This is a genomic window from Streptomyces mayonensis (assembly GCF_018982965.1).
Classification (GTDB): domain Bacteria; phylum Actinomycetota; class Actinomycetes; order Streptomycetales; family Streptomycetaceae; genus Streptomyces; species Streptomyces mayonensis.
In genome coordinates this window covers 1-18,576 of record NZ_JACBYP010000013.1, presented here as the reverse complement: position 1 = coordinate 18,576, position 18,576 = coordinate 1, and the positions used below count along the sequence as shown (strand labels likewise).

General features: G+C 72.1%; 16 protein-coding genes. 10 read left to right on the top strand and 6 right to left on the bottom strand.

Annotation, left to right across the window (positions count from 1 at the left end):
• Positions 1–64 precede the first annotated feature (64 nt).
• The 3 genes from HZS56_RS07365 to HZS56_RS38040 all read left to right on the top strand — a co-directional run bounded on the left by HZS56_RS07365 (position 65) and on the right by HZS56_RS38040 (position 5,935).
• Positions 65–2,476 carry a TIR domain-containing protein gene (locus tag HZS56_RS07365; protein ID WP_253913873.1) on the top strand — a complete coding sequence of 804 codons (2,412 nt, stop codon included), beginning with the start codon at positions 65–67 and terminating at the stop codon, positions 2,474–2,476.
• Positions 2,477–2,637: 161 nt separating this feature from the next.
• Positions 2,638–3,354, top strand: a complete 717-nt coding sequence (locus HZS56_RS07360) for an ABC transporter ATP-binding protein (protein WP_374201098.1) — start codon at positions 2,638–2,640, stop codon at positions 3,352–3,354.
• 10 nt (positions 3,355–3,364) lie between these two features.
• Complete coding sequence (locus tag HZS56_RS38040) at positions 3,365–5,935, top strand: ABC transporter permease (RefSeq protein ID WP_216719876.1); 2,571 nt, start codon at positions 3,365–3,367, stop codon at positions 5,933–5,935.
• 176 nt (positions 5,936–6,111) lie between these two features.
• Here the strand turns inward: HZS56_RS38040 and HZS56_RS07350 are convergent, their stop codons facing one another.
• The gene (locus HZS56_RS07350) at positions 6,112–7,185 is read right to left on the bottom strand and encodes a hypothetical protein (protein ID WP_216719875.1); all 1,074 of its coding nucleotides are present in this window, start codon (positions 7,183–7,185) and stop codon (positions 6,112–6,114) included.
• A 278-nt stretch (positions 7,186–7,463) separates the two neighbouring features.
• Here HZS56_RS07350 and HZS56_RS07345 point away from each other — a divergent pair, with 278 nt between their 5' ends.
• Complete coding sequence (locus HZS56_RS07345; protein ID WP_216719874.1) at positions 7,464–9,089, top strand: glycosyl hydrolase; 1,626 nt, start codon at positions 7,464–7,466, stop codon at positions 9,087–9,089.
• Positions 9,090–9,248: 159 nt separating this feature from the next.
• A complete protein-coding gene (locus tag HZS56_RS07340; protein WP_216719873.1) occupies positions 9,249–10,250 on the top strand; it encodes a helix-turn-helix domain-containing protein in 1,002 nt (333 codons plus the stop codon).
• Between the two features lie 40 nt (positions 10,251–10,290).
• On the opposite strand, the gene HZS56_RS07335 is transcribed toward HZS56_RS07340, so the two are convergent.
• A complete protein-coding gene (locus HZS56_RS07335) occupies positions 10,291–10,728 on the bottom strand; it encodes an ATP-binding protein (RefSeq protein WP_216719872.1) in 438 nt (145 codons plus the stop codon).
• Between the two features lie 178 nt (positions 10,729–10,906).
• On the opposite strand from HZS56_RS07335, the gene HZS56_RS07330 reads away from it, so the two are divergent.
• Both HZS56_RS07330 and HZS56_RS07325 read left to right on the top strand, forming a co-directional pair.
• A complete protein-coding gene (locus HZS56_RS07330) occupies positions 10,907–11,821 on the top strand; it encodes a helix-turn-helix domain-containing protein (protein WP_216719941.1) in 915 nt (304 codons plus the stop codon).
• Entirely contained in the window at positions 11,721–12,017 is a 297-nt protein-coding gene (locus HZS56_RS07325) for a DUF397 domain-containing protein (RefSeq protein ID WP_216719942.1), read from the top strand. Before HZS56_RS07330 ends, HZS56_RS07325 begins: the two co-directional genes overlap by 101 nt.
• A gap of 5 nt (positions 12,018–12,022) precedes the next feature.
• Here HZS56_RS07325 and HZS56_RS07320 read toward each other — a convergent pair whose 3' ends face one another.
• Positions 12,023–13,246: a Clp protease N-terminal domain-containing protein gene (locus HZS56_RS07320; protein WP_216719871.1), complete on the bottom strand. Its 1,224-nt coding sequence runs from the start codon at positions 13,244–13,246 to the stop codon at positions 12,023–12,025.
• 269 nt (positions 13,247–13,515) lie between these two features.
• On the opposite strand from HZS56_RS07320, the gene HZS56_RS07315 reads away from it, so the two are divergent.
• A complete protein-coding gene (locus HZS56_RS07315; RefSeq protein ID WP_216719870.1) occupies positions 13,516–14,034 on the top strand; it encodes a DUF6924 domain-containing protein in 519 nt (172 codons plus the stop codon).
• On the opposite strand, the gene HZS56_RS07310 is transcribed toward HZS56_RS07315, so the two are convergent.
• Together HZS56_RS07310 and HZS56_RS07305 are read right to left on the bottom strand one after the other, a co-directional pair.
• Positions 13,964–14,878: a CPBP family intramembrane glutamic endopeptidase gene (locus tag HZS56_RS07310; RefSeq protein WP_253913871.1), complete on the bottom strand. Its 915-nt coding sequence runs from the start codon at positions 14,876–14,878 to the stop codon at positions 13,964–13,966. The two genes, HZS56_RS07315 and HZS56_RS07310, sit on opposite strands and share 71 nt — an antisense overlap.
• A gap of 102 nt (positions 14,879–14,980) precedes the next feature.
• Entirely contained in the window at positions 14,981–15,931 is a 951-nt protein-coding gene (locus HZS56_RS07305; RefSeq protein ID WP_216719869.1) for an alpha/beta hydrolase family protein, read from the bottom strand.
• A 74-nt stretch (positions 15,932–16,005) separates the two neighbouring features.
• On the opposite strand from HZS56_RS07305, the gene HZS56_RS07300 reads away from it, so the two are divergent.
• Positions 16,006–16,557: a helix-turn-helix domain-containing protein gene (locus tag HZS56_RS07300; protein ID WP_216719868.1), complete on the top strand. Its 552-nt coding sequence runs from the start codon at positions 16,006–16,008 to the stop codon at positions 16,555–16,557.
• Positions 16,558–16,644: 87 nt separating this feature from the next.
• Positions 16,645–17,130, top strand: coding sequence for a cation:proton antiporter regulatory subunit (locus tag HZS56_RS07295; protein WP_216719867.1), 486 nt, complete (start codon positions 16,645–16,647; stop codon positions 17,128–17,130).
• Positions 17,131–17,309: 179 nt separating this feature from the next.
• Here the strand turns inward: HZS56_RS07295 and HZS56_RS07290 are convergent, their stop codons facing one another.
• Positions 17,310–18,521 (bottom strand): cation:proton antiporter, encoded by a 1,212-nt coding sequence (locus HZS56_RS07290; protein ID WP_216719866.1) that lies wholly within the window; start codon positions 18,519–18,521, stop codon positions 17,310–17,312.
• Between the last annotated feature and the right edge of the window lie 55 nt (positions 18,522–18,576).

Sequence of the window (18,576 nt, the reverse complement as noted above, 5' to 3'; positions counted from 1 at the left end):
GTTTTTTCAGTGGTCGCGAAGGGCGGCGCGGCCCGTCGACTGAGGTGTCCGCGGGGAGGCGGAGATGACGGGGTCCGAAGCCTCCGGGCCGGATTGGGACGTCTTCGTCAGTTACAGCCGGTCCGACGCCGGTCGCGTCGGTGACCTGGTCCCCGCGCTCCAGGGGCGCGGCCTGCGGGTGTTCGTCGACGACACGGCCGTGGACGACTTCGCGTCCATCACCGCGACCATCACCCGGGGGCTCGCCCACTCCCGGATCCTGCTCGCCCTGTATTCGGAGGACTACCCGCAGCGGCGGGCGTGCCAGTGGGAGCTGACCTACGCCTATCTGACCGGGCAGCGCGAGGGTGATCCGCGCCGGCGGACGCTCGTGGTCAACCCCGAGTCCGGCTCCGACCACGTCCACCCGGTCGAGCTGCGGGACGCCCGCCACTGGCCGTGGCCCGCCACTCCGGAGGCGCTGGACCTGCTCGCCGCGCGGGTGGCCGAGTACGTGGAGACCGTCGGCACGCTCATGGGCGATGCGGCGGACGCGGCGGACGCGCCGCCCGTGCCGTGGCTGCCCGCGCCGGCCCGCACGGGTTCGCTCCGCTTCACCGGCCGTCTGGCCGAGCAGTGGCGCATTCACACGGCCCTGCACCGCCACCGTGCCCCACTGGTCGCCGGGACCGGCGGCGGGCGCGGCGCCCAGGTCCGCGGCATGCCCGGTCTGGGCAAGTCGCTGCTGGCGCAGGAGTACGCCCTGCACTTCGGGTCGGCCTTCCCCGGCGGCGTCTTCTGGTTCGACCTCCACGCCTACGAGGGGGCGCCCGCGGAAGCGATGGAGTCCTACGCGGAGCAGGTCTCCACCGTGCTGGCGGCGCTGCGGGTGGCCACCTCGGCGCCGACGTCCCTGCCGGGGCTGCTCAGCCACCTGGCGGTGGCGCTGGGGCAGCGCAACCTGCCCTGCCTGTGGGTGGTGGACGGTGTCCCCGACGGTCTCGCCCCGGACCAGCTCACGCTCCTGCGCGGCCCCCACATGCTCACGGCCACCCTGGTCACCACCCGGTCCCAGCGCTACGACGCCTTCGCGGAGTGCCTCGACCTCGCTCCGTTGTCGGACGCCGACGGCTACCGCCTGCTCACCTCGCGGCGCGCGCCCCTCGGCGACATGGACCGCGCCGCCGCGCTCGCGCTCGTACGGGACGTCGGCGGGCACCCGGAGGCGCTGGAGCTGCTCGCCGGTCTGACGGTCACCGGTGACTTCGCCGACGTACGCAACCGGTTGCACACGCGCGGCACGGACGTGCTGGCCGGGCGTGCCGCGTCCGGCAGCGGCGGGCCGGGGCGGCGTCCGCTCGCGACGGCCCTGCTGCCCAGGGCGCTCTCCGGCGCCGATCCGGCCGACGACGTGCTGCGGCTGCTCGCCCTCGCCTGCCCGGCACCACTGTCCCAGACCGCACTGGAGAACGTGCTGTCGTCCGTCGGGCCCTACGACCCGTGGGACGTGGCAGGCCTCGTCTCCGAGGCCGTGGAGGCGCTGCGCGGCTCCGGCGCGCTGCGCGACGAACCGCCTCGGGAGCGGTCCTGGACCGTCCACCCGTTGCTCGCCCGGGCCGTGCACCGGCACGACACGGACGTGGCCCGTCAGGAGGACCTGCGCCGGCTCCTCCTGCACTCGCTCGTCCCGGACGGCCGGCCCGCCACCGGGCACCCGGCCCCGGGCCGGCCGGCGGGCGCCTGGACCGTCAGCGGCCGACCGGTCAGCGAACAGCCGAGCAGCCGACAGCCGGTCAGCCAACAGCCGGCCAGCCAACAGCCGGTTACCCAACAGCCCGTCGGTGAACAGCCCGTCAGCAGCGGTCGGCCGGTCCGGCCGGTCGGGGTGGGGCCCGCCGAGGGCCGGGCCTCGCACGCCGCCCCGCCGGCCACGCCCGCCCCACCCGCCACGTCACCCGTCGCCCGTCGCGGCAGCCCTCTGGAGCGGGCCGCAGCCTTCGATCTCCAGGTCGAGCTGGTCACCCGGGTCGGTGTCCAGCCGCTCCCCGAGGAGCACGGCTCGCTGCGCGAGGCGCTGGCGTCCCTGCACTCCCTGTTCGCCACGACACGCGACGTGCTCCACCGGGTGGCGACCGAGACCGCGACCCCGCTGACCCTGCCCGCCGTCGCCGCGCGGTTGATCAACACGCATCTGCGTCCCTTCCTCACCACGTGGCATCCGGCACTCCAGGAACACGAGGCCGCCCGCCCGCCGGACGTCAGCCCGGTGGAGCACGAACGGCGGTGGAAGCGCTCCACCGACATGCGCGCCGACCTGGCCGGGCTGCGGGCGCCGCTCACGGCCGTCGCCGGAGAGCTCGCCGCCCTGTGCGGCGTCGACCTCCTGGCCCCGTCGTCCTCCTCTTCCTCGTCGTCCTCCTCCTCTTCGTCTTCGTCGCCCTCGTCGCCCTCTTCGTCTTCGTCGTCCTCGTCGTCCTCGTCACCTGGCGCCGGGTAAGTGGGCTCCCCGTCCGGCGCCGTCGGACGGACGGTGTACCTGGCCCCACCCCCGATATGGGCCCCAGGTGGTTCGTGGCCCCGTTCCGCCTCCCTCTACGGTGAAGCTGTCAACAATCGGAAGGGCGAGTGGACATGACAGTGGGTACGCGGACGGCGGCCATGAGGCTGGACTCCGTCACGAAAACGTACGGCGAAGGGCAGAACGCCGTCACCGCGCTGCGGGGGATCTCCTTGGAGGTCCCGCGCGGCACCTTCACCGCTGTCATGGGGCCCTCCGGTTCCGGCAAGAGCACCTTCCTGCACTGCATCGCCGGGCTCGACCAGCCGACCGACGGCCGGGTCTTCCTCGGGGACACGGAGCTGTCCGGTCTGAAGGAGGCGGAGCTGACGGCCGTACGGCGGGAGCGGATCGGGTACGTCTTCCAGGCGTACAACCTGATGTCGGCGCTGACGGTCCAGCAGAACGTCACGCTCGTCGCGCGGCTCGCGGACATGACCGTGGACGAGGCCTGGCTGCGCGAGGTGCTGACCCGGGTCGGGATGAGCGAGTACGTCGACCGCCGGCCCAACCAGCTCTCCGGCGGCCAGCAGCAGCGCGTCGCGATCGCCCGCGCCCTGGCGACCCGGCCCGACGCGCTGCTGGCCGACGAGCCGACCGGCGCACTGGACACCCGCACCAGCCAGGAGGTCCTCAAGCTGTTCCGGCAGATCGTGGACGAGATAGGCCAGACCGTGCTGATGGTGACCCACGACCCGGTCGCCGCCTCCTACGCCGACACGGTGCTGTTCCTGGCCGACGGGCAGCTGGCGGGCCGGCTCTACAAGCCCTCGCCGGCCGAGGTCGCCGAGCACATGACGCACCTCGGCAACTGGTGAGGCGGCTGACGTGTTCGACATCGCATGGAGCACCATCAAGAACCGCAAGGGCGGGTTCATAGCCGCCTTCATCGCCATGGTCTGCGGCTCGGCCGTCATCACCGCCTGCGGCGTGCTGTTCACGTCCGGGCTGCTCTCGGGCGTCGCCCCCGAGCGGTACGCGGGTGCGACCGTGATGGTCGGCGGCCGGCAGACCAAGGACGTCAAGGAGGACTTCGACCCGTACTACGCCGAGCGCGTCACCGTGCCGGCGTCGGTGGCCGAGCAGATCTCCCGCGTCGACGGCGTCGACAAGGTCGTACGCGACCACACCGTCGAGATGACCGCGCAGAAGGACGACGGCAGTGAGCGGGGGGAGCCCGTGCCGCTGGAGCACCCGCTCTACGGCCACGGCTGGTCCTCGGCCGCGCTGGGCCCCTTCGAGCTGGCCGAGGGCGGCAGGCCGGGCGGCGCCGGGGAGACGGTGCTGGACGCCGGGCTCGCCCGCACGGCCGGACTGAAGGTCGGGGACACCGTACGGCTCTCGGTCGGGACGACGCCGCAGGCCTACAAGGTCGTCGGCCTGGTCGACGCGCCCGCGAACGGCCTGGACCGGCAGTCGGCCGCGTTCTTCACCGACGCGCAGGCCGCCGACCTCTCCCAGCGGCCCGACCGGCTGACCGCCATCGGCGTCCTGGGCGAGGACGGGGTCGACGCGGGGGAACTCGCCGGGAAGATCGAGGCTGCCGTCAGCGGCACCGAGGTCGTCACCTACACCGGTGACGGGTTCGGCGACCTGGAGTTCCTCGACGTCGGCCAGTCCCGCAGCTTCCTCGTCCTGCTGTCCGCGTCCTTCGGCGGGACGGCGCTGGGTGTCGTCGTCTTCGTCGTCTCCTCGACCCTCGGCCTGGTCATCCACCAGCGCCGTCGGGAACTGGCCATGCTGCGCGCCATCGCGGCCACGCCGCGGCAGGTGCACAAGCTGATCGGCAGCGAGGTGCTGCTGGTGGGGGCCGCCGGTGCGGTGCTGGGCGCGGCGCCCGGCTTCCTGGTGGCGGGTCTGCTGCGGGACGCCTTCGCGCGCGCCGGGGTGCTGCCGCACGACTTCGAGCTGTCGTTCAACCCGCTGCCGGCCGTCGCCGCCGTGCTGCTGTCCGTACTGGGCGCGCTGCTGGCCGGGTTCATCTCGGCCTACCGGATCGCCAGGATCAAGCCGGTGGAGGCGCTGAGCGAGTCCCAGGTGGAGAAGGGCGAGTTGGGCAGGACCCGCAAGGCCGTCGCCCTGGGCCTGCTCGGGCTGGGCCTGGTGACGTCGATCGTGCTGCCGGTGCTGATCCCGGGCCAGCTGGCGATCGCCGGGGCCGGCGGATCGCTGGTGCTGCTCATGGTGGGCAGCGCGCTGATCAGCCCCATCCTGGTGCAGAAGACGACCCGGCTGCTGACGCCGCTGCTGATGCGGTCCAAGGTGAGCGGCTACCTGGCCGCGGCCAACAGCAACGCCAACGCGCGCAGGCTCAGCAGCGCGGTCGTGCCGCTGGCGCTGGGCACCGCGATGGCGCTGATGCAGCTGTCGATGCTGAACACGGTCGAGGTGACGGCGAAGGAGCAGGCGGCGACCGGTGTCGTCGCCGACCACGTGATCACCAGTGGGACCACGGGACTCTCCACCGACCTGGCGCAGAAGGTCCGCGCCGTCGACGGTGTCGGCACCGTCACGCCGGTGGCCCGTTCGCAGGTGCTGATCACCTACGTCGAGATCGACAAGCCGGTCACCAACCCCTTCAGCGCGCAGGGCCTGGAGCCGCGGGACCTGGACCGCACGCTCGACCTGGACGTGCGCGAGGGCAGCATGGACGAGCTGCGGGGCGACACCGTGGCGCTCAGCCAGATCGCCGCCGACACCGCGCGGCTGGACGTCGGTGACACCGCCGAGGTGGACCTCGGCGACGGGACCCAGAAGAAGCTGAAGGTCGTCGCCCTCTACGGCAAGGGCCTCGGCTTCGGCGACGTCACCCTCCCGCACTCGATGGTGACCGAGCACACCGCGAACCAGCAGGACGCGGCACTGCTGGTCAGCGGCGCGGACGGTGGCGGCGGTGCCGACGGGCAGGTGGAGGCCGGGCTGGCGGAACTGGCCGGCGCGACCCCCGGTCTCGTGGTGCAGAGTTCGGACGAGTTCGGCGCCGTCCAGCAGGGGGAGTTCACCCAGCAGTCCTGGACGAGCCTGATCGCCAACGCGCTGCTGATCCTCTACGTCCTCATCGCCGTGGTGAACACCCTGGTCATGGCGACGACGGGCCGCAGCCGCGAGTTCGGCATGCTGCGGCTGATCGGCACCAGCAAGCAGCAGACCCAGCGGATGATGTTCCTGGAGTCCTGGGTGGTGATCCTCACCGCGGTCGTCGTCGGGATCGCCATCGCCATCCCACCGGCGGTGGGCGCCGCCCTGGGCACGACGGGCCAGCCGATCCCGTACGTCGAGCCGCTGGCCTGGGCCGGCATCGTGGCCTTCGTCGCCCTGCTGGGCTGGCTGTCGATCAGCCTGCCCACCCGCTCGGCCCTGCGCGGGCGCCCCATCGACGCGGTGTACGCGGCGGACTGAGGGCACGCGTACGACGGTGACCGCCCGCGACCGAGGCAGCTCGCGGGCGGTCACTGGCGTGTGCGGGGCGCGGTGCGTCGTGTGCGCGGTGTGCCGTGTGCGCGGCACTACTCGGTCGGATGACGGTGCAGAGGCGCACGGATCGAAAATCCCTCAGGCAGCATTGCCAGAACGACTCACCGCGACGGACCTTTCCGAACCGGCCGGTGGGTGGTCCCCACCGGAACGGGAGTCCAGTCGTCCTTCTCAGGCCGCTCCCCCTGCCGGGAATCGGCTGCCCGGTGCGGCCCGTCGAGCCCGCCCGGGCGGATCAACGGGCTCTCGGGACTTACCGGCGGTGTGGGCGCGTGGTCGGCCACGGGCGTGGCGCTCCGGGGCTGGTGCAACTGCTCGCGCGGGGCCGTGTCGGCGCCCTGGGCGGCGTGGCCCCGACCGGGTGTCGCGCGTGCCCAGCGGGCGGTGTCCGGCCGATTGTCCACCGGCTGTCCCGGTTCCAGCGCCGGGAGCCCCGCCAAGGAGTCAGGAGGTGAGGAGTCCAGGAGGCTCGCACGCTGCTGCTCGGGCCCTCCCGGTGCCCGCGGCTCCGGCGGGTTCAGGGGGGTTGACGGGCGCGACGGCACCGGTGAAGGGGCAGTGATGCGCTTTCGGCGCAGGCGCTCGGCCGCCGTGAAGCCCTGGCCGTCGTACATCTGGTTTGCTTCGATTCGGTCGATCCGGGATGCTGCCGGCTGCGCCCGGGGAACCTCGCTCTTACGCCGTACGTCCTTCCGCTCGTCGACGTACATGGCGACGAGCGGCATGCTCTGGCGAGAGCTGTCCCACCTCTTCTTCCACTTGCCGGACGACAGCTGTTTCAGGAGCGCGTCCCTGAAAGCCTGGTGTTTGGTGGCGGACTGGCGCTTCCTGGTCTCGATGATCTCCCGCAGCCTGTCCAGCTTCGGGTCCTGGTACTGCGCCGGTTTGGGCTCGCTCCCCCATGAGCCGGGGCCGGCCACCGCCTGCCCGGCCCCGTAAGGACCGTCGCCCACTTGCTCGTACCCGCTCCCGGGGCGGCCCGTGACACTACGCCAGGCGTTTCGCAGGAATCGCCACAGTTGTTTCAATATGTCTGGTTCCTGCGTCGTCTGCGGAGACTGGCGACTCTTACTCAGGGCCCATTCCGTATCGAGCAGTTCCGAGGCCAGGTCGGCCGGGCCCATCGGCTTGGTCAGCCGCTTCCTTTCGCCGGAGGCGCGAGGGCGGTCGGCCATGGTCGTCCTCTCTCTGCACCGCACGAGCTGCCCGCACGAGACACAACGGGCGGCTCCGGCGCACGGTTCAACCCGGCGCAGACTCGGATTCGGGCTCGGGCTCGGACTCGGGCTCGGGCTCGGGCTCGGGCGAAGCGGTGAGCGTGAACGGTGAACCGGAGGTTCCGCTCATCCGTCGTTCCCGCGCGGACGCCGTTACGGGCACCGTGACGGGCGCCGCAACGAGTCCACGTGAAGATCCGCACTATCCGCGCGAGCCCGATGGAGAGGCACGATCCATGCGCAGACGCACGTCATTACTCCTGGCGTTGCTCCTGGTCGTCGTCGGTGTGACCGGCACCGCCCTGATGATCCAGGACCAACGCTCCGACAACGTGAGCCTCAAGGGGGAACCGGCCGCGGAGGCCGGAAACGCGGAGCACACCGTGACCCTGCAGAACGGGACGGACAGCCGGATCTGGGTCGGCAGTACCGTCAACGCCGACGGCTCGGCCGCGCTCACCGGGCTGCCGGTGCTGGATCCGGGCCAGTCCGCCACCGTCGCCATCCCCGAGCGCTCCGGCGCCGGTCACTGGCGCGGCACCTTCTTCGCACGCCAGGGCTGCACCGGTGAGGAGGGCAGCACCTTCCACTGTGCCGTCGGCGACTGCGGACCATACGCCGACCGCTGCACGACGGGTGAACAGCCCACCGGGCTGGCCGAGTTCAACTTCGACCCCGCGGACGGCCTGGCACCCTGGTACGACGTCAGCTACGTCAACGCCGTCTCGGCACCCATCACCATCACCCCGGACGATGTGACGCCGCCCGACTCCGGTGCCTGCGCGGCGGCCGGCTGTGTCGAGGACCTGCTGGCCGGCTGCCCGGCCGACAACCTCGTCACGGACGAGGCCACGGGCCGCCCCCTGGTGTGCGTCAACCCGAACCGGGACGCCAAGACGCCCTACAGCGACGCCATCAACCAGACGTGTCCCACCGCGTACGCCTGGTCCAAGCAGGACGCCGAACCGGGGAACAAGGTCATGTACCAGTGCACCGAGTGCACCGGCCTGACCGTCGCCTTCCACGGATACGGTCAGGACGCCGCCGCCTCGTCCGGCTCCGGCCACACGCGGCTCGTTCCCCCCGCGCCGTCCCCCGAACCACCGCAGCAGGGCCCGGCGGAGCCGCCGTCGGACACGTCGCCCAAGGGCATCAGCCTCAACCCCGTCGACGGCGCCTCCGAGGCGCTGGCCGACTCCGGCGCGTCCTGGTACTACAACTGGGCCTCGTCCACCGACGGCGTCAACAGGCCGGACGGCGTCGAGTACGTTCCGATGATCTGGGGTCCCGGGTCCGTCACCGACGACGAACTGGGCCGGGCCGCCGAGCAGGGCAGCGCGCTGCTCGGCTTCAACGAGCCGGACCATGCGGACCAGGCCAATATGACGCCCGAGCAGGCCCTGGACCTGTGGCCCCGGCTGGAAGCCACCGGCCTGCGTCTGGGTGCCCCCGCCGTGGCCGGTGGCGGCGATGTCGCCGACGGCTGGCTGGACCGGTTCATGCGCGGCGCCGAGGAGCGCGGTCTGCGCGTGGACTTCATTCCGCTGCACTGGTACGGCTCCGACTTCGGCCCCGGCGCCGCCGGCCAGCTACGCGACTACCTCCAGGCTGTCCACGACCGCTACCACAAACCGGTGTGGCTGACCGAGTACGCCCTCATCGACTACACGCAGGACGTACCCCGCTACCCGAGCGAGGAGGAGCAGACCCGCTTCATCACCGCCTCGACGCAGATGCTGAACGGCCTGGACTTCGTGGAGCGCTACGCCTGGTTCACGCTCTCCACCGGCACCAGTCCGGTCGGCCTGTACGACGGAGCGGTACCCAACGCCGGCGGCCGGATCTACCGCGACGCCGGCTGACGTACCCGGCCCGGCAGTTGAACCGGCCCCGGCCGCCGGCCGTTGTACGGGTGCCCGGTCGCCGCGTACCCCGCGTGGCGGCCGGGTCCGGGCGGCGTTCTTCTTGATGCGGGCCACTCGGCTTGCCACTCAAGTGGGTTGAGGCACGACAGTGGCGGCATGAGTGACACCGAGTTGTTTGCCATCGGAGACGCCGCCCGGCGCAGCGGGCTGAGCGTGAGCGCCGTGCGCTTCTACGCCGACCGCGGGATCGTCGAGCCCGCGGAGGTGACCCGGGCCGGACACCGGATGTACGGGGTGGACGCCGTCGCCCGTCTCGAACTCGTCCGGACGCTGAGGGAGTTGGGGACTGATCTCGCCGAGGTGCGGCGGCTGCTCGCGGGCGGGACGACGCTGCACGGGCTGCTCACCGCCCACCTGGCCGTCGTGGAGGGCCAGGAACGCGCTCTGCGGGCGCGGCGGGCGGTGCTCCGGGCCCTGATCAAGCAGGGGGACGGCGCCGCCCGGGCCGACCTGATGCACAGGCTGGTGTCCATGACCGACGAGGAGCGCGAACAGGTCATCGACGACTTCTGGAACGACGTCGGCGAGCACGTCGACGTACCCGACGGGTTCATCGACCGGTTGCGGACCATGCGGCCCGTCCTTTCCGAGGACCCCTCGGCCGCTCAGCTCGAGGCCTGGATCGAGTTGGGCGACCTGGTGCAGGACACGTCCTTCCGTGAAGCCGTGCGCGCCTACCTGAGCGACGCCTACTCCGTGCCGGAGGCCCGGACGATCACGAGCGAGCCGTTCCAGCAGTTCATCCACGTGGACGGCGTACCGCTCATGGAGGAGTTGCTCGCCGCGCACCGCGCCGGGGAGTCGCCGCGGTCCGCCCGGGCGCAGCGGGCCGTCGTCCGTTTCATGGAGGCGGCGAACGCGCTGTCCGGTACGCCCCTCACTCCCGAGGTACGGGACCGGATGGCCGACGGGTACCGGCGCACACCCGCTCTCCTCCGCCAGATCGCCGAGGAGGAGGCGGCCTCCGACGGCCCGTCGTACGAGGAGGCCCACGGGCGGTACGTCGCCCTGGTGGGGATCATCAACGACGGCACGGCCGGACAGGACCTCGACGCTCTTCCCTACGGCTGGATCGCCGACGCCATGCAGGACCGCTGAGGCCCGGGGAGGCACGGGGGCGAGCCGGTGCCCGCGCGTCTCACGTTCCCAGCCGCAGCTCCGCCCACACCGTCTTGCCCAGCGGGCGGCGCAGTTCCCAACCCCAGCTCGCGGCAAGGACGTCCACCAGGAACAGGCCCCGGCCCGACTCCCCGTCCGGGCAGGCGGAGGGCGGGACGACCGGTGGCCTCCGGTCCGCGGCGGCGTCCGACACCTCGACGCGGACCAGGCCCGCCGTCTCCTCCAGGGCGAGGCGGAGGCCGAAGGTGCGGCCCAGGGTGTGGGCGTGCTGCACGGCGTTGGCGGTCAGCTCGCCCACGACCAGGGCCACCGCACACGACGCGTCCGACGACCGCGCGTGTCCCCACTCCTCCATGCGCCGCACGGCCTGGTGCCGGGCCAGCCGGGCCCCTCTCGGGGAGGAGGCGAACTGCGCCCTGAAGTCCGGGGGCGTCGTTCCCGTCGTTCCTGTCAGCACGGCCGGTACGTCCTTGTCTTCCGGGGCGTCTGCTACTGCGGTGCGTGGCCCAGTCGTTACGTTCCGCGTTCACGATGGAGTCCGACGCCCTACTCTCGAAAGGGGGCACAGCCTTACCTTTCGGCCCGTAACGAACGGACGTGACGTCTTGGCCAAGGAAATCGATCCCTGTGAGTCGGTGGCGGCGCTCTTCGGGCTGCGGGTACGCAGGTTGCGCATCGCGGCCGGGCTGACACAGGCCGAACTCGGGGCCAAGGCCCACGTGGTGAGCAGCCGGATCACCCAGGTCGAACGGGCCTCCGGCGCGAAGCCCACGCTGGAGCTGGCGCGGGTACTCGACGACGTCCTGGGCGCCGACAACCTGCTGGTGGAGCTCTGGCCGTATGTGTACCGGGAGTCGTTTCCCGACTGGTCGCGGAAGTTCATCGCCCATTCGGAGCGGGCGGTGTCCGTCCGCGAGTATGCGGCGCATCTGGTACCTGGCCTGCTCCAGACGGCAGCGTACGCGCGGGCGGTGCTGAGCGTCGGCATCACGCTCGACGGCGATGAACAGTTGGAGGAGCGGGTCGCAGCACGTATGGCACGGCAGCTCCGGCTCGGGTCGCCCGAACGCCCCGAGCTGTGGGTGGTGCTCGACGAGGCGGTACTCAGGCGCCCTGTCGGGGGACGACTCGTGATGCTGGGGCAGTTGAGGCGACTGCTGGAGGTGGCGGAGTCGCGTCTTGCGAAGGTGCAGGTGTTGCCCTTCGAGCAGGGAGAGCATGACGTGATGGGCGGATCACTGACCGTGTTGACGCTGCCCGACGGCTCGGATGCCGTCTACACCGAGGGCGCGCATTACGGCCAACTCGTCGAAGATCCAACCGAGGTCAAGCGCTTCTCGTTGACTTACGATCGGCTGCGGGCGGACGCTCTGCCCACTGTCATGTCGCGCGACATGATCCGATCCGTGTTGGAGGGCTACCACCGTGAAGCGAACGTCCCTTCCCGATCTGAACGACGTCGTCTGGCACAAGAGCAGCTACAGCAATCAGGCGGGCGGCGACTGCGTCGAGGTCGCCACCGAGCTGCTGGCCGTCGTCCCCGTCCGTGATGCGAGCGGAACCTCCTGGCGCAAGAGCAGCTACAGCAATCAGGAGGGCGGCAACTGCGTCGAGGTCGCCGACGGAGTCACCGGTGTCGTTCCCGTCCGTGACAGCAAGGCCCCCGGTGGACCCGTGCTCTGCTTCGAGCACGGCTCCTGGGCGAGGTTCATAGGCGAGTTGAAGGTCGGCCGCTCCCGCCACTGAGCCGTTCAGGCAGCCCGGGACGAGCCGTTCGGGGCCCGGAGTTCGGGCTCTGCCCGCAGCGCGGCGACGTCCGCGCCGCATTCGGTCAGGACGCGCTCGATCTCCGCGACGGACTCCGCGTCCGTGCCGGACTCGTCCAGCAGGGCGGCCAGGAGGTGGGTCGTGCCGACCGTGGGTGCGCCGTGGGCCGAGGCGGTGAGCGCCGTGACGTGCAGGAGGCGCCGGGCGAACTCGTTGTCGCTGCCCACCTCCGGCGGAGCGCCGTCGGCGAGGCCGGTGGTGGGGAGCAGTACGCGGGCCAGGGTGTCCTGGCGTGCGCCGTGCCGGTGCAGGAGTTCCGCTCCGCGGTTCTCGGCCCTCAGGTTCTCGGGCAGTTCGCGCTGCGCGACGGTGAGGGAGCGGTCGAGCGCCAGCATGGCCATCAGTACGTCGACGGGTGCCGACTCCGCCGCCCCGCGCCGCACGGCCGACCGCTGTTCCTCCGAACGCACCGCGCCGATCATCGCGGAGCCGAACCCGGCGCCGCCGCCGAAGATCCAGGCGAAGAACTTACGGCTCAGCGGGTTGCCGCTCTTGCCGAAGGTGCCGGTCTTGCGGAGCAGCAGCACCGAGGTGGGCTCCGGCACTTCGTCGTTCCCCCGCAGCTCGTCGAGCGCGGTCGCGGCAGCGGAGACGCCCAGCTTCTCCACCACCATGGCCTCGCGGGCCCGGGTGTCCGGCAGGTCGACCAGTGCGCGCGCCACATGGCGGACGTGCACGGAGATGCTGCCCTCCTCCCGTGCGATGTCGAGCGCCTTGTGCAGGCAGGCGCGGAGTGCGCCGGTGATCGGGGGGAGTTCGAGGCTCAGCTGCTCCTCTTCCGTCTTCTTGCGGTTCTTCCAGCGCCGCCTCTTGACCTCGTCGTGCCAGACCTCGCGCCAGAGGGCGTCGATGTCCCGGTCGTCCTCGGGAGTTCCCGTGATGCCGTTGGCCGTGTCGCCGCTGACCCACACGGAGGTGCCGCGGACGCCGATCGAACCGCCGAGCGAGCCGGCCTTGCGCATGCCGGGGGCGATCGCGGAACCCGCGGCCCAGTCGTCCGACACGAGCGCGCTCAGCAGGCTCTCCGTGCCGATGTCCGCGCGCTCCTGCTTGGCGACCGTGCGTACCGTCTCCAGCAGCAGCTTGTAGACGTCCCTCTCGAACTCGGTGGTCGCACCGGCGTGGTGGTCGGGCTTGCGCTCGTTCATCGGGGGCCTTCCTCTCCGTGGGGCATCCAGGGGGGTCGTGTGCTGAGTCAGACGCTAGTTCCGTGCGTCCGGGCTCCGCGTCGGCCGACCGGCCAGGTTCCCGGTCCGAATGGCCAGCCCCTGCCGGGTCTCGGGCGCCCGCCCGGGCTGCCCCGCCGAGGTCGTGGGCCGGTCCGACTCACTGCCCGACCCCGTTGTCCGACCCCGCCTCTAGGCTCTTCTCACTGTCAACGCGGGCCGACGTGCCACCAGTTGAAAGAAGATCCGTGATGCGTGTACTGCCGAAGACCGACGAGGACGCCCCGCCCATTCTGGTGATCCGCACCGACTACCGGGACGACGAGGCCTGGCAGCGGCTGAAGGCCGCCCTGGACGAACCCTGGGTGTTCGACCGGAACGACGAGGACGGCGGCCTCAAGGAGGACATCCTCTTCGTCGAGGACCCGTCGTGGACGGACGCGGATCCCGCCGACGTCCTCACCGCTCTCACGGCGCCGGAGGACGGACAACAGCCGGACGAGCCGGATGAGCTGGACGAGTCGGACGAGTGCGGCTGGGCCGTGGTCTTCCTCGCCGACCGCGCCGGCATGCGGGGCACGGGGCCGACACTGCTCGCGGTGAGCACCGACCCCGAGGAGGACACTCCGCCCTTCCGGGTGGCGGCCCGGTCCACTCCGCACGAGATGCACTGCAACCTGCGGCTCGCCAACATGGACTTCAGTGATTTCGAGAACTGGGACGGCCTGATGAGCCCGCCGCAGGAGCCGGGCTCCGGCGGCGGTGGGTGAGGAGGAGGACGGTGACCGTGAGGGCCTGGATGCCGATGATCATCGCCTGGACCTCCGGGGCCTCGACGGCCAGCAGGATCATCGTCATGTTGACCGCGAAGTGCGTGGCGATCGAGGCGACGATGCCGGCCCGTTCGTAGGCGGCGGTGACGAGCATGGCCATCGGGATGTTGCTGGCGACGAAGAGGATGCCGCTGGGGGTGGCGAGGCCCAGGTCGTGCTGGACGGTGCCGTCGATGAAGAACAGGGGGAGGTGCCAGACGGCCCAGACGGCGCCGAGGATCAGGCAGACCCGGAAGGTGCCCATGCTCGCGCGGAGCCTCGGGTAGGCGGTGCCGCGCCAGCCCGGCTCCTCGGACAGCGGGCCGCTGACCAGCATGCCGACGAGGAACGCCGCGGGTCCGCCGAAGTCCTCGACGGTGTCCTTCGCCACGTCCAGGCTCAGGTCGGGGCCGCCCGCCCGGCTCGCCAGCAGGGCCGCGAGCAGCACGGTCGCCGCGCCCAGCACCAGTAGCAGCAGCGCCTTCAGCAGGTGCGCCGCGCGGAAGCGGACGACGTGCTCGGGGACGGGTTCGCCGCGCCGGCGGCGGCGGACGCGGACGACCAGCGCGCCGATCAGCGGGCCGAAGGCGCCCAGCATGTAGGGGGCGTTGGCGGCCTCGTTGGTCTCCGTGCCGCCGAGCGCGATCGCCGTGCCCCAGGAGAGCCAGCTCACGGCGAAGGCGATGACCATGAAGAGGGTCAGGTCGGCGCGGTAGTTGCGGCCGGGGGCGGCGGTGGAGGTGGTGGGGGCCGGTCCCGGTGCGGGGGCAGGTCCGGGTGCGGTGTTTCGTGAAGCGAGCATGCCAAGCCTTCGGGTGTGGGGTGGCCTAGCGGCCATGGAGGTTCGCGTGGTGTGGGGCCGTGGCGCCGGGACGGTGACCTGCGCCGCTTCGGGCCCGGTGGATCAGGGGCGCGTAGCCTGCCGCTCGTCCCGCGGGTCGGGGGCGGGCTCGTGCAGGCGGTCGCCGAGCCACTCGGCGACGCGGGCGAGCAGATCGGCGTCGACCGGCCGGCTCAGGAGTTTCTTGTAGGAGCGGATCGTCGGCCGCCCGGGATCGCGGCGCAGCAGGTGGGTCAGGTCGGGGGCGCGGCGGATCTCGGTGTCGGCGCCCGGCACCAGGCGCCGCACCACGTCGAGGTCGGCGGGGTCGACCTGGATGTCCTTGTCGCCGGTGACGGCCAGGACGGGGACGGTGATGGCGGCCAGGTCGGTACGGGAGTCGTGGACGAATATCTCGCGCATCCAGCGGGCGTTGATCTGCTTGCCCCCGACGCGTGCCACGTCGGTGGTGGTCCGCTTGAGGCGGGCCAGGATCCGCTCGCCCAGGGCGCCCAGCGGACGGCGCAGGAGGCGGACCGGGGCGGGCAGGCCCCGGAAGACCGAGGCGGCCTGCCACCGGAAGGCCTCCTCCCCCGTACTCGCGAACCCGGCCAGCAGTACCGCCGCATCCGCCTCGCCCCGGGCGGCGAGGGCCATCCCGTGCAGGGCGCCCTCGCTGTGGCCGACGACCCCCACGGACGCGCCGCGCACGTCCGGGTGGGCACGCAGGGCCCGCAGGGCGGCGGACGCGTCCTCGCGGTTGCCGGTGAAGCCGGACTCCTGCCAGTTCCCGGGGGTGGCGCCGACGCCGCGGCGGTCGTAGCGCAGCGTGGCGACGCCCGCGGCGGCCAGCACGTCGGCCAGCGGGCGGCCGAGGTTCAGGGGGACCTTCCCGGCGTTGCCGTCGCGGTCCAGGGGGCCGGAGCCGTGCAGCAGGACGACGGCGGGGTGCGGGCCCGGCCCGGTCGGCAGGGTCAGGGTCCCGGCCAGCAGGGCTCCGTCGTCCGCGGTGACCGTCATGTCGATGTCGGGCAAGGCTCCGCCTCTTTCGGTCTCTCTCGATCGCTCTCAACAACGAGAACGTTATCAGATGTGAGATCATAGGTCACATGCCTACTCCGAACCTCCTGCTGCACCCCGTCCGCATGCGCATCCTGCAGACCCTGGTCGGCGCCGGTGAGCTGACCACCGCCCAGCTGCGCGAACGGCTCCCCGACGTCTCCCCCGCCACCATGTACCGGCACGTGGGCACGCTCACCGAGGCCGGCGTCCTGGAGGTGAGCAGCGAGAAACGCGTCCGCGGCACCGTCGAGCGCAGCTACCGCGTGCGCCAGGAAGAGGCCCTCGTCGACGAGGACACCCGCGCCGCCATGACCAAGGAGGACCACCGGCAGGCCTTCACCGTCTTCACCGGCGCCCTCATGGCCGACTTCGAACGCTATCTCGGCCGGGACGACACCGAGCCCGCCCGCGAGGGCGTCCTGTACCGGCAGGGCGCGGTCTGGCTGACCGACGAGGAGTTCGCCGAGCTGGTCGCGGAACTGGAGGACGTGGTCGCCCGTCGTACCGGACACAGCCCGGGCGACGGCCGCGTCCGCCACCTCGTCAGCCTCGTCGTCGTGCCCGACAAGGGAGGCGGCAGGGCGGACAGAGCGGGATGAGAGTGGGGTGACCGAGCGGAATCGGCCACAGCCCCTTAGGGTGTCCCGGGTTGCCAAGGACAGGCCCGGAAAGACAGGGAGGCGGCCGTGGGGGCTGCGCGTACGAGCAGGACGCCGTTGCCGGGGATCGGGGTGCGCTACGACCTCGTCACCCGTGAGCGGCGGAAGCTCTCGGTGGTGGCCGAGCCGGACGGGGTGCGGACGCTGAGCGCGTACCGCAAGGACGACCCCGACGACTGCGCGCTCGCGGTACGGCTGGACGCGGGTGAGGCGGCCGCGGTCGTCGAGGCGCTCCGGCCCGCCCACCACAGCCCGAGCCTGCTGTCGACGACCGAGCTGGGGCTGGTCGCCGAGCGGATCGGGCTGTCCTCGACGTCGTACTGGAACGGGCGCCTGCTGGGCGACACCCGCATGCGCACCGAGACCGGCGTGTCGATCGTGGCCGTGCTGCGGCGGGCCGAGGCCCTTCCGTCGCCGGGGCCGGACTTCCGGCTGGCCGGCGGTGACACGCTGATCGTCATCGGCACGCGGGAGGGTGTCGACACGGCGGCGGAGATCCTCGGACGGGAGTGACACCCGGGAACGCGGGGCGGGCCGGGAGCACCCGGGCGGGCCACGCGGGCCGGGAGCACCAGGCGGGCCGCGCGGGCCGGAGGCACCAGGCCGGGCCGGGAGTACCCGGAGCGCCGGTCCTGTGGGGCTCTTCCGCGTCGTGCCGGGCCGTTCGGACCCGGCCGTCGGCCGCCGGCCGCTCAGGCGTTGGCGTGCGTCGGCTCGGGGTCGGTGGCGGCCTCGGGCGGGGCGTGCGGGCCCTGGCGGCGGGTGATGCGGCGCGCGAGGGGCTCGGTGAAGCGGGCCGTCAGCGGGCCGAGTACGACCAGGATCAGGACGTACGCCGTGGCCAGCGGGCCGATACGGGGCTCGACGCCCACCGCGAGCCCCGCGATGACGATCGAGAACTCGCCCCGCGCGACCAGGGTGCCGCCCGCCCGCCAGCGGCCCGCACCCTGGACCCCGGCCCGGCGCGCCGCGTACCAGCCCGTGGCGACCTTGGTGAGAGCGGTGACGACGGCCAGGAGCAGGGCCGGCACGAGCACCGGCGGGATGTCGGCGGGTGCGGTGGACAGGCCGAAGAAGACGAAGAACACGGCGGCGAACAGGTCGCGCAGCGGGGTCAGCAGACTGCTGGCGCCCTCGGCGACCTCACCGGACAGCGCGATGCCGACGAGGAAGGCGCCGACCGCCGCGGAGACCTGGAGTTCCTGGGCGAGGCCCGCCACGAGCAGGGTGAGACCGAGGACGACCAGCAGCAGCATCTCCGCACTGTCGGACGAGACCGCGCGGCTGATCAGGCGCCCGTGGCGCAGCGCCAGGTAGAGGACGGCGCCGACGGTGCCCAGCGAGATCAGCAGGGTGACGGTGCCGCCGGCCAGGCTCACGCCCGCGAGCAGTGCGGTGAGGATCGGCAGGTAGACGGCCATGGCGAGGTCCTCGATGACGAGGACGCCGAGGATCACCGGGGTTTCGCGGTTGCCGAGCCGGCCGAGGTCGCCGAGGACTTTGGCGATCACCCCGGAGGACGAGATCCAGGTGACGCCCGCGAGCGCCACGGCGGCCACCGGTCCCCAGCCGAGGATCAGCGCGGCGACGGCACCGGGGACGGCGTTGAGTACGAAGTCGACCGCGCCGGAGGGGTACTGGGTCTTGAGGTTGGTGACCAGTTCGGAGGCGCTGTACTCCAGACCGAGCAGGAGCAGCAGCAGGATGACGCCGATCTCCGCGCCGGTGGCGGTGAACTCCTCGCTGGCCTGGAGGGGCAGGATGCCGCCGTGCCCGAAGGCCAGGCCGGCCAGCAGGTAGAGGGGGATGGGCGAGAAGCCCACCCGGCCCGCGAGGCGGCCGAGGAGCCCCAGGGCGAGGATGATCGCTCCCAGTTCGATCAGCATGGCGGTCGTGTCGTGCACGGGCGTCTGTCCTCCGGGGTGGTGTGGGTGGCGGGTCCGGGGGGTGGTGTGTGGG

Excerpts from the sequence above, each read along its gene's own strand:
- HZS56_RS07360 (WP_374201098.1), top strand. The coding sequence starts at position 2,638 with ATGAGGCTGGACTCCGTCACGAAAACGTACGGCGAAGGGCAGAACGCC.
- HZS56_RS07310 (WP_253913871.1), bottom strand. The coding sequence starts at position 14,878 with ATGCTCGCTTCACGAAACACCGCACCCGGACCTGCCCCCGCACCGGGA.
- HZS56_RS07315 (WP_216719870.1), top strand. The coding sequence starts at position 13,516 with ATGCGTGTACTGCCGAAGACCGACGAGGACGCCCCGCCCATTCTGGTG.
- HZS56_RS07300 (WP_216719868.1), top strand. The coding sequence starts at position 16,006 with ATGCCTACTCCGAACCTCCTGCTGCACCCCGTCCGCATGCGCATCCTG.
- HZS56_RS07350 (WP_216719875.1), bottom strand. The coding sequence starts at position 7,185 with ATGGCCGACCGCCCTCGCGCCTCCGGCGAAAGGAAGCGGCTGACCAAG.
- HZS56_RS07365 (WP_253913873.1), top strand. The coding sequence starts at position 65 with ATGACGGGGTCCGAAGCCTCCGGGCCGGATTGGGACGTCTTCGTCAGT.
- HZS56_RS07345 (WP_216719874.1), top strand. The coding sequence starts at position 7,464 with ATGCGCAGACGCACGTCATTACTCCTGGCGTTGCTCCTGGTCGTCGTC.
- HZS56_RS07320 (WP_216719871.1), bottom strand. The coding sequence starts at position 13,246 with ATGAACGAGCGCAAGCCCGACCACCACGCCGGTGCGACCACCGAGTTC.
- HZS56_RS07340 (WP_216719873.1), top strand. The coding sequence starts at position 9,249 with ATGAGTGACACCGAGTTGTTTGCCATCGGAGACGCCGCCCGGCGCAGC.